Source organism: Streptomyces ochraceiscleroticus, from assembly GCF_000720485.1.
GTDB lineage: Bacteria > Actinomycetota > Actinomycetes > Streptomycetales > Streptomycetaceae > Streptomyces > Streptomyces ochraceiscleroticus.
Genome location: NZ_JOAX01000016.1, coordinates 67,853 through 81,058 on the forward strand (window position 1 = coordinate 67,853; position 13,206 = coordinate 81,058).

The following is a 13,206-nucleotide window of genomic DNA, read 5'->3' on the forward strand; positions in this document are numbered from 1 at the left end:
CGTCCCCGGACGCGGTCCCGCCGGGCGTTCTGCGAATGTGTGCCCATGGCACTCAATGCAGTCATCGGTGTCGACATCGGCACCTCCAGCAGCAAGGGCGTCCTGGTCGCCCTGGACGGCACACTGCTGCGCTCGGCGGTCCGTGCACACACCGTCGACCGGCCGGCACCCGGACACGTCGAGATGGCCGCCGACGTCTGGTGGACGGAGTTCGTCTCGCTCGTCCGCGAGCTGACCGCGGACGGCGCAGCGGACGTGCGCGCCGTCGGCGTCAGCGGCATGGGCCCGTGCGTCCTGCTCACCGACGCCGACGACGTACCGCTGCGCCCCGCGATCCTCTACGGCGTCGACACCCGCGCCACCGAGCAGATCACCCGGCTCGAACACCGCCTCGGTGCCGAGCAGATCAGGGCCCGCTGCGGCTCCGGCCTCAGCAGCCAGGCCGCCGGCGCGAAGATCGCCTGGGTCGCCGACGAGGAACCGGAGCTCTTCGCCCGCGCCCGCCGCCTCTACATGCCCAGCTCCTGGCTGGTCCGCAAGCTCACTGGCAGCTATGTCCTGGACCACCACTCCGCGAGCCAGACCACGCCGCTGTACGACACCGTCGCCCGCTCCTGGTACGACCCGTGGGCCGGACTGATCTGCCCGGACCTCGAACTCCCGCCGCTGCGCTGGTCCGGCGAGGCCGCCGGCACGGTCACCGCCGAGGCTGCCCGGCTGACCGGACTGCCCGCGGGCATCCCCGTCATCACCGGCACCGTCGACGCCTGGGCCGAGGCCCTCAGCGTCGGCGCGCACACCGTCGGGGATCTGATGCTCATGTACGGCACGACGATGTTCCTCGTCCACACCGTGCCCGACCTGCTGACCGCGCCCGCGCTGTGGAGCACGGTCGGCGCCCTGCCCGGCACCCGCAACCTCGCCGGCGGCATGGCCACCTCCGGCGCCGTCACCGCCTGGCTGCGCGACCTCTGCGGCGCGCCCGACTACGCCGACCTGCTGCACGAGGCCGAGAAATCAGGCACCGGCGCCAACGGCCTGCTGATGCTGCCGTACTTCGCGGGCGAGCGCACCCCGGTCATGGACCCGCAGGCCCGCGGCGTCATCGCCGGCCTCACCCTCTCCCACACTCGCGGCGACCTCTACCGCGCCGCGCTGGAGGCCACCGCGTACGGCGTCCGGCACAACATCGAGGCCATCGAGGCGGTCGGCGGCGACATCCGGCGGGTCGTCGCGGTCGGCGGCGGCACCCAGGGCCGGCTGTGGACCCGGATCGTCTCCGACGTCACCGGCCGGCCGCAGGAGGTGCGCACCACCTCCATCGGCGCGAGCTACGGCGGCGCGCTGCTCGCCGCCCAGCTCATCGGCGACGCCTCGGTCGACGCCTGGAACCCGGTACAGGAAACCGTCGTGCCGGAGCCCGGCGCCGCGGCCCGGTACGAGGAGCTGTACCGCCTCTACCGCGACCTCTACCCGGCCTCGGCGGACATCGTCCACGCCCTGGCGGCGCACCAGACCCGCTGAACCGTGATCGGCGGGCACCCGCCCCCGCATCATGCCGTGCGGAAAAATCGCCGGGCATGGGAAGGCATGTGCCGGGTAGCCAGGGGGTGACGAACGGTACGACCGCGAATGTGCTCCCCCAGCGGGAGGGAAGGAGTCCGTCATGCTCATGGCCCACTCCGCGATGCTGCGCAATCTCATCGACCAGTACGAGGCGCTGGCCGTGCTGAATGCGGAACGCGGCACCGACGAGGTGCGCCAGCGGATGGACGACCTCGCGTACCTGCTGTGCATCAGCACCGGCACGGCCGACGTGGACAGCGCGCTGGTCGCCGCCCGGCACCGGCTGCCCGGCGCCCGTATGGAGGACGACTCCCTGCTCACCGCGTGATCCCGGCGGGGCGGTGCCCCGCGGGCGCGGTACGGCCGTGGTAGATGTTGCGTGCCCCGCGCCGTGGACAGGAGAGGCGTATGACCGAGCAGAATCCGGACCCGGACCCGCGGCGTACGCCGGGCCTGGAGCCCGGCGGCGGTGTGCCGCCGGGCGAGACGCCGCCCGCCGAGGGCAGCACGCCCTGGGCCGGCCCGCAGGAGACGTACAACCCCCCGAAGGGCTGGTCCAAGGGCCCGCTGATCGCCATCGGGATCGTGGTGCTGCTCTGCGTCGTCTTCTTCCTGGCCTTCGCGTTCCTGGTGTGATGATCGTGGGCGCGCTCGCTCAGGGGTAGGAGACCACCGTCGACGGCACCGTGTCGGTGCCCGAGGTGGCCGCCCCCGTGTCATTGATGATGTGCTCGAACTGGCCGTGGCCGCTCAGCGAGACGACGAGCAGGTCGTGGAACTTCACGCCGGGCGTGCGCGGCGCCGCGAAGGCGTGGTCCTGCCGGATGGTGGGGTCCACGTTGTAGTAGCAGTAGCTGCCCAGGCCCCAGCCCTCGTGCGTGGTGACCGAGTCGGCGACCTTGTATGCGGCGTAGCCCTTCGTGGTGCCGTCCTGCACCGCCGCCTGGTTCGGCGCGTCGTACGCCTTCTCGTTCTGGAAGAAGATCGTGCGGCCGCGCTCACCCCGCCACTCCACGTCGTACTTGTTGAAATGTTCGACGAAGAGGCCGGTGGCGAGGACGTCGGCGCCGTTGACGCGGACGCCGTAGTCGGCGCGGTTGGTCTCCCAGCCCACGCCGTCACCGTGGTCGGCGCGCCAGACCCAGGTGTGGTCGACGATGGTGTGGTTGCTGTTGATCACCATGCTGGTGGTGGCCTTGCCGGCGCCCGCGCCGCCGATCCGGAGGAACACGTCCTGGACGGTGATCGGGTTGGCGGCGTGGTCCACCGAGGCGCCCTCGGGGCCGACCTCCAGCAGGGTGGCGGAGTTGACGGAGCCGGCGTCGATGAGGAAGCCGGCCAGCCGCACGCCGTCCACATCGGCGACCTTCAGGGCCGTCACGCCGCCGTCCGGAATGAGGGTGGCGTAGCCCAGGCCCAGTACCACCGTGTTCGCGCGCTTGACCTCGACGGCCCGGTCGACGTGGTGGATGCCGGGCGTGAGCAGCAGATGGAGGCCCTGGTCCAGCGCCTGGTTCATGGTCGTCGCGCTGGTCCCGGGCCTGACCACGTAGAACTGGCTCAGCGGCAGGGACGTGCCGCGCGGTGTGCCGCTGCCCCAGGTGATGCCGCGCGCGTTCGTGCGCTTCTCGGGAAGGAAGACCCGGTACGCGTCGCCGTCCAGGTAGAGGAAGGGCTTCTCGCGGGAGACCGGGGTGGTGTCCAGGGTGGTGTACGGCGGGTCGGGGAAGCCCTGGGCCGGAGCGCCCTCGACGCCGGAGAAGACCATGTTCCAGACCGCGTTGGTCCAGCCGCCCACCGCACTGTCGCGGGTGTACCACTGCTGTTGCGAGTACGGTCCCACGGTGCCGTCGACGCGGCTGTCGGCGATATAGCCGCCGCTGGCCCAGCCGTAGCCGTCGGGCGCGAGGTTCAGCCCGCCGCGGATGTGCATCCGGCGGAACGGCGCGGCCTGCGCGACCGCCCACCGGTTGGTGCCGCTGACCGGGGTGAGGGCGAGGTTCTCCGCCGAGCGCCAGAAGTTCTGCGTCGCGTTGCCGTCGAACCAGCCCGCGTCCACGGTCACATCGCCGTTGATGGACGTGTCGTCGGGGGAGAGGCCGAGGCCCGCTATGGAGGTGTAGAAGCCGAGCTGCGCGTTGAGGCCGTGGTACGTGCCCGGCTTGAACAGCAGCGCGTACCGGCCGGTGCCGAACTGCGCGCGCTCCTGCTGCCGGAAGATCTCGTCCAGCTTGCCCTGGATGTCGGGCGTGGACGGGTCGAAGACGAGGACGTTCGGGCCGAGGTCGCCGCCGCCGGGGAGCGGGTCGGCTGCGCGTCCCGCGGGTGCGGCCGGGGCGGCGGAGGCGGCGGTGGTGAGGGCCGGGAGGCCGGCCGCGGGGAGTGCGGCGGCCATGGCGGCCAGGACGGAGCGGCGTGCGGGCATGGCGACTCTCCTGCTTCAGGAACTGAACGGTGGGGTTTCCTGGGAGCGCTCTCTTGCCCGACGAATGTTCAGTACGTGAGGACACACCGTCAAGAGGTACGGACCAACTCGCCCGTGTGCGGAGGAGATTGGCGGCTGTGCCGTTCGTAGGTCGAAGACGCGACGGAGCCGGCCGCTGTGGGGCGGCCGGCTCCGTCTGCGCGAACGGTGCGGTGCTACTCCTTGCCCACCTCCCTGCTCACGGCGGCGGGCGAGTCGTAGTCGGACTCGGGCAGCTTCTTCAGCGCGCCCATGATGTCCTTGCTCGCGCCGTGCTGCTCGGCCTGCCGCATGATCTCGTCCTTGGAGGCCGGGTAGTTGACGCCGCCGAGGCACTTCTGCATTTCGATGGGGTTCACGTTGTTCTCCATGCGCTGGGGGTACCCCGGCGGCCGGCTTCCCACGGCGTGCGGACGCCATTATTCGCCCCGATGGAGCAAGGAATTCAGGCCGCTGTATACGTGATGACGAGAACATCGCGGCGGGCGGGCCGGCCGGCGTCCACCGGCCGAATGGGCGAGACTCCGTGCAGGGTGCTGCGGTCGTCGGAGAGCAGCAGGGCGGCCGGCTCCCGCAGGGTCGTCGACAGCACTTCGCGGCCGTCGGTCGCGTACACCGTGCTCTGCCCGCCGGTGGCGTTCTCCCGGCCGATGAGCAGCGAGGTCACCAGCGTCACACCGTCCCGGTGGCGGCCCTCGGGAGTGGGCTGCCCCTCGCCGTCGGCGGCGGCGCTCACCCGGAAGGGATGCACTTTGACCTGCCACCGCTCCGGTCTCGCCAGCGCGTCCGCCGCCTTTCCCAGCAATTCCAGCAGCGAATGCAGTACCGGGTCGGCAAGGAATGCGTCGGTCAGCGGGTCGAAATGGCGGTCCTGTGTTTCGTAGAGGTGATTGGTGCCCTCCGGCTGCAGGAAAGGCGTGTGGGGCTGCAGTGTCCCTTCGCCGGTTTCCGGATCGACGGTGAAATGGCCGTACCGGCGCAGCCTGCGGGTGCCGTGGGCCGCCGCGTACGGGTCCGGTGACAGGTCCTCCCAGTGCGCGGCGAACCGCGCCCAGCCGTTGGGCCCGCCCGGCAGCGCGGCCCGCACGGTGGCCGGGGGCATGAGGTGGGCGCCGGTGACGGCCAGTGCGGTACGGGCGGCCTCGATGCCGGGGGCCGCGCCCGCGCCCGCAGGGTCGGCGGCACCGTCCGCTGTTCCGGTGCTGTCGGTGATGCGGTCCATGGGCCCATGATGGGCGGCTCTTCCGGTGGCTGCACGTCGATGCCCCGTGTGCTGAGCCGGCGCTCAGCGGCGCGGAGGCAGCCGGTGCAGCTCCACCTCGCTCAGCCGTCTGTCCGCCGCCGTCGCCGTCATGTACGTGCAGTACGGCTGGCGGCGCCGGTCCGTGGGGGAGCCGGGGTTGAGGAGCCGCAGGCCGCCCGGAGCGACCGTGTCCCAGGGGATGTGGCTGTGCCCGAAGACCAGCACGTCGAGGTCGGGGTAGCGCTCGGCGCACCGACGCTCGCGGCCCTGCGCCCCGCCCGTCTCGTGCACGACACCGAAGCGCAGCCCGCCCAGCTCGGCGCGTGCCACCTCCGGCAGCCGGGCCCGCAGCTCCGGCCCGTCGTTGTTGCCGTACACGCCGATCACCCGGCGGGCCCGCGCCTCCAGCAGGTCCAGCGTGGCCGTGTCCACCCAGTCGCCCGCGTGCAGCACGGCGTCGGCGCGCTCGATCTCCGCGAGGAGCTGGTCCGGCAGGACCTTGGCGCGCTTGGGCAGATGGGTGTCGGCGGTCAGCAGCAGACGCACCGGGCGGCCTCCCTGGTCGTACGGGCTCGTCACGGTACTCCTGGTCCCCTCCGCGGCACGGTCGCATAGGCTCACCGGGCGATGAAGAACACTCAGGTGCCGCCGGCTGCCAAGGCGGACAGGTCGACCGTGCGGCGGCACAACCTCAGCCTGGTGCTGCGGGTGGTGCACGACGAGGGCGAGGTCACCCGCGCCGCGGTGGCCGCGCGGGTGGGGCTGACCAGGGCGGCGGTGTCCTCGCTGGTGGAGCAGTTGCTGGCGGGCGGGTTCCTGGTCGAGTCGGGCAAGACGTTCAGCGGCCAGGCGGGTCGCCCCGGCACCGTCCTGAAGGTCGCGGGCACGGGCCCGGCCGGGCTCGGCGTGGAGATCAACATCGACTACGTCTCGGTGTGCGTCGTGGATCTCGCGGGCACCGACCGGGTACGGCTGACCACCCACCTCGACAACCGGGGCGCGCCCCCGGAGGAGGTACTGGACCGGGCGGCCCGGATCGCCGCGCGCACGCTGGAGTCGGCCGCCGAGCAGGAGCTGCGCCCGGCGGGGGTGCGGCTCGCGGTGCCGGGCCTGCTCTCCGGCGGCACCGTGCGCCAGGCGCCGAACCTCGGCTGGCACGGCGTGGCGGTGGAGGAGATGTTCGGCCGGGCCCTGTCCCGGCTGCGGCCCGCCGAGCGCCCGCTGCCGGTCGGCTCGGACAACGAGGCGAACAGCGCGGCCCTCGCCGAGCTGTGGTTCGGCGGCCTGGACCGGGTGCGCAGCTTCCTGTACCTGACGGGGGAGACCGGCGTCGGCGGCGCGCTCGTCCTGGACGGCGAACTGCTGCGCGGGGCGCACGGCTTCGCCGGCGAGATCGGGCACGTGGTGGTGGACCCGGACGGGCCCGAGTGCCGCTGCGGCGCGCGCGGCTGCTTGGAGCAGTACGCGGGCCAGGCGGCCCTGCTGCGCAACGCCGGGCTGGAGCCGGCGCAGGGCGGGGCGCCGGCCGTGACCGAGCTGGAGCGGCGGGCCCGGCAGGGCGAGCCGCGCGCGCTGGCGGCGATCGAGCAGGCCGGGCGGCAGCTCGGGCTGGTGCTGTCCGGCGCGGTGAACCTCTTCGACCCGGACGCCGTGGTGCTCGGCGGCAGCTACCGGCTGCTGATGCCGTGGCTGGCGCCCGCCACCCACGCGGAGCTGGCCCGGCGGGTCGTGTCGGGCCTGTGGAGCGCGGACGGCGGGCGGCTGCGTGCCTCGTCCTCCTCGGGCGACGCCGCGCGGGGCGCCGCCGCCCAGGTCGTACGGGAGGTACTGGCGGACCCGCTGGCGTACACGGAGGCCCAGCCGGGCTGAGGAGCCTCGTCAGCCCACCGCGAGCAGGTGCTCCATTGCGAGCTGGTCGAGGCGCTCGAAGGCCATCGAGCGGCCGGCGGCGGCGCTCACGTCGAACTCCTCGTACGCGGTGCGGTCGGCCCGCAGCGCGGCGAGGCCGTCGGCGGCGGTGGGCTGCGCGAGCTCGTCCAGGCGCGAGTCGCGCAGCGCCTGCTGCACCTCGGGGTCGGCGCGGAAGGCGGCGGCCCGCTCGCGCAGGATCAGGTAGTTGCGCATGCAGTTCTTCGCGGACTCCCAGACGCCGTCGAATCCGTCGGTGCGCACCGGCTTGAAGTCGAAGTGGCGCGGGCCCGCGTACCCGGCGGTCTCCAACAGGTCCACCAGCCAGAACGCCTGCCGCAGGTCGCCCGCGCCGAAGCGCAGGTCCTGGTCGTACTTGATGCCGTTCTGGCCATTGAGGTCGAGGTGGAAGAGCTTGCCCGCCCACAGGGCCTGCGCGATGCCGTGCGGGAAGTTCAGCCCGGCCATCTGCTCGTGGCCGACCTCCGGGTTCACGCCGAACAGCTCGGGCTTCTCCAGCCGTTCGATGAAGGCCAGCGCGTGGCCGACGGTGGGCAGCAGGATGTCGCCGCGCGGCTCGTTCGGCTTCGGCTCGATGGCGAAGCGCAGCCCGTAACCCTGCTCGGTGACGTACTCGGCGAGCAGGTCGAAGGCTTCCTTCATGCGGTCCAGCGCGTGCCGGACGTCCTTGGCGCCGCCGGACTCCGCGCCCTCCCGGCCGCCCCACGCCACGTACGTCTCGGCGCCCAGCTCGGCCGCGAGGTCGATGTTGCGCATGGTCTTGCGCAGTGCGTAGCGGCGCACGTCGCGGTCGTTGGCGGTGAAGCCGCCGTCCTTGAAGACCGGCTGGGTGAAGAGGTTGGTGGTCGCCATCGGGACCTTCATGCCGGTGGCGTCCAGCGCGGCGCGGAACCGCTTGATGATCGCGTCACGCTCGGCGTCCGCCGTCCCGAAGGGGATCAGGTCGTCGTCGTGGAAGGTGACGCCGTACGCGCCCAGCTCCGCCAGCCGCTCGACGGACTCCACCGGGTCCAGCGCGGGCCGGGTGGCCACGCCGAACGGGTCGATGCCGGTCCAGCCGACGGTCCACAGGCCGAAGGTGAACCGGTCCTCGGGGGTGGGGGTGTAGCTCATGGGGCACCTCTCTTGCGTCGCACCTATTAGTAAAGGCAGAAAACAAATTAGTATGCGGCGCAGTCGCGGGGAAGCCCCCACGGCGGACCGACCGGAAAATCCGTCAAGGAGGAAACGTGCGCGGACAGCAGCGCGTGGTCATCGGGGTGGACAGCTCGACCCAGGCCACCAAGGCCGTCGTCGTCGACGCAGAGACCGGCCGCATTCGGGGGCAGGGGCGCGCCCCGCACACCGTCACCGGCAGCGACGGGGCCCGGGAGAGCGACCCGGAGGCGTGGTGGAGCGCGCTCGGCGAGGCCGTCGCCGCCGGGCTGAAGGAGGCCGGCGCCGATCCGTCCGACGTGGCCGGTATCGCCGTCGCGGGCCAGCAGCACGGGCTCGTCGTCCTGAACGCGGCCGGGCGGCCGCTGCGGGATGCGCTGCTGTGGAACGACACCCGCTCGGCGCCGCAGGCTGCGGCCCTGACCGCCGCGCTCGGCGGCCCGGAAGCCTGGCTCGCCCGTACCGGATCGGAGCCGGTCGCCTCCATGACGGCCACCAAGTGGCAGTGGCTGCGGGAGCACGAGCCGGCCACCGCCGAGGCCGCTGCCGCCGTCCGGCTGCCGCACGACTTCCTCACCGAGCGCCTGGCCGGTACGGCCGTGACCGACCCCGGCGACGCCTCGGGCACCCTCTGGTACGCCACCACGACCGGCGCCTACGACCCGGAACTCCTCGATCTCGTCGGCATGGAAGCGCGGCTGCTGCCCGAGGTCGCGCCGACCGGCGCCACCCGCGTCGGGTCGCTGACCCCGGCGGCCGCCGACGCGCTCGGGCTGCCCGTGGGCATCGCCGTCGCGGCGGGCACCGGTGACAACATGGCCGCCGCCGTCGGCCTCGGCCTCGGCGGCGCCGGCCTGCTCGACCATCCCGTGGTCAGCCTCGGCACCTCCGGCACCGTCTTCGCCGCCAGCCGCACCCGGCCCGCCGCCCCCGGCATCGCCGGATTCGCGGCCGCCGACGGCACGTACCTCCCGCTCGGCTGCACCCTGAACTGCACGCTCGCCGTCGACAAGGTCGCGGCCCTGCTCGGGCTGGACCGCGAGGACGCCGAGCCGGGCGGCGCGGCAGTCCTCCTGCCCTACCTCGACGGCGAGCGCACCCCCGACCTGCCGCACGCCTCCGGCCTGCTCACCGGCGTCCGCCACGACACGACGCCGCGGCAGCTCCTCGGCGCGGCCTACGAAGGCGCCGCCTTCACCGTGCTGCGCGCCCTGGACGAACTGCTGCGCGCCTGCGGCCTGGACCCCGCGGCACCGGAGGTGCGCGACCGTCCGTTGCGGCTGACCGGCGGCGGTGCGCAGGGCCGGGTCTGGCGGGACACCGTCCGTCGGCTCTCCGGCCGCCCGGTGATCGTGCCGCACCACACCGAACTGGTCGCGCTCGGCGCCGCCGCGCTGGCCGCGGGCGCGGCGACCGGTGCCGATCCCGTGGGGATCGCGGCCGGTTGGGACACGGGGGAGGGCGAACCGCTGCCGGCCCTGCCGCGCGATCGGGCGGCCTGGGACCGCATCGAGGGCGTACTGGACCGGGCGGCGCCGACACTGCTGAGCTGATCGAGCTGGGCCGGGGGCGGGCGCGGGGCCGTTGGGCCCCGGGCCCGTCAGGCCACCGCGTCCCCGAACTCCCGCACGGCGTCGTCCACGATGGTCTGCAACTGGGCGTGGTGCGCCCCGCGCCAGTACACCCGGCCGCAGGCGGTGCACTGCGCGAACACGTCGTACGTGCGCCGCGTGCCGTGCTCCAGCCGCTCCCGCACCGACTCCTTGTCCGCGTCCTTCAGCTCGCCATTGCACGCCGTGCAGCGCGTCCACGGGGCCAGCCGGGGCGCGAACCGGCCCAGTACGTCCCGGAGTTGTTCCTCCGGCCGGTCGCTGTAGACGAAGCCGCCGGCCCACAGCTCACGGCGGCGCAGCAGCCCGCGGTCCCGGGAGAGCAGCACGCGGCGCTGCGCGGCGGAGCGGGAGGCCAGCTCCGGGTCGCCGATGTCCTCGCTCTCGTACGCCGCGTCCACGCCCAGCAGCCGCAGTCGCCGCGCGAGCGTGCCGAGATGGACGTCGAGCAGGAAGCGCAGCGGCGCGCCCGGCACCCGCTGCGGCCGCTCGACCGGCCGCACCTCGACGCTCTCCCGCTCCCGGGGCACGTACGAGACCGGCTGCGCGCGGCCGTCGACGAGCAGCGCGCCCACCTCGGTGAGCGGCACGCCGAGCGATTCGACGATGTGGCCGAGCGTGGACGACCCGTCGGTGACAAAGGCGGTGGCGCCCCCTCGCCGGGCGGGCGCGGCGAGAACTTGCAGCTCAGGGGCGAAACTGATGGAGATCTCCGGACCGTTCACCCCCACAGCATGCCATCACCGCGACGCGTCGGACCGGGGATTTTCCGCCGTGCCGACGACGCGCGCGTACTGGGCTTCCAGCCCCTCCAGCAGCGCCTGCAGGCCGGTCTCGAAGGCGCCCTCGTCGACCGAGCGCTGGTGCTGGGCCAGCAGATGGGCCTGGTCGAGGTGGGGGTACGTACCGGCGTAGAGGTCCGCGTCGGTGGGGAAGCCGGCGGCGAACGAGCCGAGGGCCGAGCCGGTGATGAAGTACCGCATCGAGGCACCGATGTGCGTGGCGTGCGCGCGCGGCCAGCCGGCCGCGACCAGGCCGCCGAAGACGGCGTCGGCCAGCCGCAGGGAGTTCGGGCGGTGGGCGGAGGGGCGCATCAGGGCCGGGACGAGGTTGGGGTGGCCGGCGAGGGCCGCGCGGTAGGAGCGGGCCCAGTCGCGCAGCGCCGTACGCCAGTCCAGGCGGCCGAACATCGACAGATCGACCTGGCCGACGACCTGGTCCACCAGCGCGTCCACCAGCTCGTCCATCGTCCGGAAGTGGTTGTAGAGCGAGGGCCCGGTCACACCGAGGACGGCGGCGAGCCGCCGGGTGGAGAGGGCCTCGAGCCCTTCCTCGTCCACGATCCGCAGGGCCGCTTCCACGATGCGGTCGCGGCTGAGCAGTGGTTGGCGCGGGCGGGCCACGGCACGTCTCCTCGGAGGGGTCGGCGAGACGTGGACCTTACACGCTGGGTGCCCGGACGGGCGCGGAGCACCTCTTTTCAGCGGCGTTACGGCGGAGTAGGGTGCCAAAAACTTGCACCGCTAGTTTACGGGTAGCGGGCGCGTCGTACACAGCGTCGTACACGGCGAACAGGAGCATCCGCACATGACCACCCTGTCCCTGGCCACCATCCTCGCCGAGGCCGCCCGGCGCCGCCCCGACCATCTCGCGCTCGTCGAGGGCGAGCGGCGGATCACCTTCGCGGAGCTGTGGCGGCAGGCCAGGACCCAGGCGGCGGCGCTGGGCGCGCTCGGCGTACGGCCCGGCGACAAGGTCGCCCTGATGGCGCCGAACACCGCCGAATTCCCGCGCGCCTACTACGCGATCCTCGCCGCGGGTGCCGTCGTCGTCCCCGTACATCTGCTGCTCTCCGCGGGCGAGGTGGCGCATGTCCTCCGCGACAGCGGCGCGAAGCTGCTGCTCTGCCACGCGGACCAGGCGGCGACCGGCGGCGAGGCCGCGGCCGCCACGGACGCGCGGATGGTCACCATCGGGCCCGAGGTGCGGGTGCCCGGCGCGGACGGCCGGCTGGAGGACCTCGCCGAGACCGTCGAGCCGCTGCCGACGTACGCCACCCGCGAGGCCGAGGACCCGGCCGTGGTCTTCTACACCAGCGGCACGACGGGCGTCCCGAAGGGCGCCGTGCTCACCCACCTCAGCCTGGTCATGAACGCGACCACCAACGCCTTCGACTCCCACGAGGTGCGCCCTGACGACATCACCCTGGGCGCGCTGCCGCTGTACCACACCTTCGGGCAGACGGCGAGCATGAACTCCTCCTGGCGGCGCGGCGCGACGCTCGTCCTGCAGCCGCGCTTCGACGCCGCGGCGGCCCTGGACCTGATGGTGCGCGAGCGCGTCACCACCTTCCAGGGCGTGCCGACGATGTACGTCCGGCTGCTGGAGGCCGCGGCCACGGCGTCCGAACTGCCGCAACTCCGGCGGTGCGTCTCGGGCGGCGCCTCCCTCCCGGTACCGGTGCTGGAGAAGTTCACCGAGGTCTTCGACGCGCCGGTCTACGAGGGGTACGGCCTCTCCGAGACCTCGCCGACCGCGGCCGTCAACCAGCCGGCCTTCGGCACCCGCGCGGGCACGGTCGGCCACGCGATCTGGGGCGTCGACGTGGAGATCGCCGCGCCCGAGCCCGCCGACCGCATCGACCTGCTGCCCGCCGGCGAGCTCGGCGAGGTCGTCGTGCGCGGCCACAACGTCTTCGCGGGCTACCTCGGCCGCCCGGAGGAGACCGCGGCGGCCCTGGTCGAGGGATGGTTCCGCACCGGTGACCTCGGTACGAAGGACGCCGACGGGTTCCTCCGCATCGTCGACCGCAAGAAGGACCTGATCATCCGGGGCGGCTTCAACGTCTACCCGCGCGAGGTCGAGGAGGCGCTGCTGCGCCACCCCGGCATCGCCGAGGCCGCGGTCATCGGCCTGCCGCACCCCACGCACGGCGAGGAGGTCTGTGCCGTGCTCATCCGCGACAGGCACGCGGCCGCGGCGCCCACCGCCGAGGAGATCATCGACTGGTCCAAGGAGCGGCTGGCCAAGTACAAGTACCCGCGCCGCGTCGAGTTCGTCGACGCCTACCCCCTCGGCCCCAGCCACAAGGTCCTCAAGCGCGAACTCCGCAGGCAGTTCACGGACCGGCCCGCCTAGGGCGTCTCCGTCCACGCCCGGCCGCCGGCGGCCGGGACCCGTGTCCTGCCGTACCGCGCCGCCCGCAGAGGGAGAATGGCGGCGGCACACGGCCGTCGACG

13 protein-coding genes are annotated in these 13,206 nt (G+C 73.2%); 6 read left to right on the plus strand and 7 right to left on the minus strand.

Annotated features, from left to right (window positions below; genetic code table 11):
* Positions 1-45 precede the first annotated feature (45 nt).
* The 3 genes from IG84_RS0120670 to IG84_RS0120680 all read left to right on the plus strand — a co-directional run bounded on the left by IG84_RS0120670 (position 46) and on the right by IG84_RS0120680 (position 2,202).
* Complete coding sequence (locus IG84_RS0120670; RefSeq protein ID WP_031059242.1) at positions 46-1,524, plus strand: FGGY-family carbohydrate kinase; 1,479 nt, start codon at positions 46-48, stop codon at positions 1,522-1,524.
* A gap of 142 nt (positions 1,525-1,666) precedes the next feature.
* Positions 1,667-1,894 carry a DUF5133 domain-containing protein gene (locus IG84_RS0120675; RefSeq protein ID WP_030251405.1) on the plus strand — a complete coding sequence of 76 codons (228 nt, stop codon included), beginning with the start codon at positions 1,667-1,669 and terminating at the stop codon, positions 1,892-1,894.
* A gap of 80 nt (positions 1,895-1,974) precedes the next feature.
* Positions 1,975-2,202, plus strand: coding sequence for a DUF6480 family protein (locus IG84_RS0120680; RefSeq protein ID WP_031059244.1), 228 nt, complete (start codon positions 1,975-1,977; stop codon positions 2,200-2,202).
* A 19-nt stretch (positions 2,203-2,221) separates the two neighbouring features.
* On the opposite strand, the gene IG84_RS0120685 is transcribed toward IG84_RS0120680, so the two are convergent.
* The 4 genes from IG84_RS0120685 to IG84_RS0120700 form a co-directional block, all read right to left on the minus strand.
* Positions 2,222-3,991 carry a hypothetical protein gene (locus tag IG84_RS0120685; RefSeq protein WP_031059246.1) on the minus strand — a complete coding sequence of 590 codons (1,770 nt, stop codon included), beginning with the start codon at positions 3,989-3,991 and terminating at the stop codon, positions 2,222-2,224.
* A gap of 215 nt (positions 3,992-4,206) precedes the next feature.
* Complete coding sequence (locus IG84_RS0120690; protein ID WP_031059248.1) at positions 4,207-4,401, minus strand: DUF2795 domain-containing protein; 195 nt, start codon at positions 4,399-4,401, stop codon at positions 4,207-4,209.
* Positions 4,402-4,475: 74 nt separating this feature from the next.
* Positions 4,476-5,252, minus strand: a complete 777-nt coding sequence (locus tag IG84_RS0120695) for a 2OG-Fe dioxygenase family protein (RefSeq protein WP_031059250.1) — start codon at positions 5,250-5,252, stop codon at positions 4,476-4,478.
* 63 nt (positions 5,253-5,315) lie between these two features.
* Entirely contained in the window at positions 5,316-5,819 is a 504-nt protein-coding gene (locus IG84_RS0120700) for a metallophosphoesterase family protein (RefSeq protein ID WP_031059251.1), read from the minus strand.
* Between the two features lie 81 nt (positions 5,820-5,900).
* Here IG84_RS0120700 and IG84_RS0120705 point away from each other — a divergent pair, with 81 nt between their 5' ends.
* Positions 5,901-7,142 (plus strand): ROK family transcriptional regulator, encoded by a 1,242-nt coding sequence (locus IG84_RS0120705; protein ID WP_031059253.1) that lies wholly within the window; start codon positions 5,901-5,903, stop codon positions 7,140-7,142.
* Between the two features lie 9 nt (positions 7,143-7,151).
* On the opposite strand, the gene xylA is transcribed toward IG84_RS0120705, so the two are convergent.
* Positions 7,152-8,315: a xylose isomerase gene (gene xylA / locus IG84_RS0120710; protein WP_031059255.1), complete on the minus strand. Its 1,164-nt coding sequence runs from the start codon at positions 8,313-8,315 to the stop codon at positions 7,152-7,154.
* Between the two features lie 116 nt (positions 8,316-8,431).
* On the opposite strand from xylA, the gene xylB reads away from it, so the two are divergent.
* On the plus strand, positions 8,432-9,910 hold the full coding sequence (gene xylB, locus IG84_RS0120715; protein WP_031059257.1) for a xylulokinase: 1,479 nt from the start codon (positions 8,432-8,434) through the stop codon (positions 9,908-9,910).
* Positions 9,911-9,957: 47 nt separating this feature from the next.
* On the opposite strand, the gene IG84_RS0120720 is transcribed toward xylB, so the two are convergent.
* Both IG84_RS0120720 and IG84_RS0120725 read right to left on the minus strand, forming a co-directional pair.
* Positions 9,958-10,692: a Mut7-C RNAse domain-containing protein gene (locus IG84_RS0120720; protein ID WP_031059260.1), complete on the minus strand. Its 735-nt coding sequence runs from the start codon at positions 10,690-10,692 to the stop codon at positions 9,958-9,960.
* 15 nt (positions 10,693-10,707) lie between these two features.
* Positions 10,708-11,370, minus strand: a complete 663-nt coding sequence (locus IG84_RS0120725; RefSeq protein ID WP_031059262.1) for a TetR/AcrR family transcriptional regulator — start codon at positions 11,368-11,370, stop codon at positions 10,708-10,710.
* A gap of 184 nt (positions 11,371-11,554) precedes the next feature.
* On the opposite strand from IG84_RS0120725, the gene IG84_RS0120730 reads away from it, so the two are divergent.
* Complete coding sequence (locus IG84_RS0120730; RefSeq protein WP_031059264.1) at positions 11,555-13,105, plus strand: long-chain-fatty-acid--CoA ligase; 1,551 nt, start codon at positions 11,555-11,557, stop codon at positions 13,103-13,105.
* Positions 13,106-13,206: the final 101 nt, after the last annotated feature.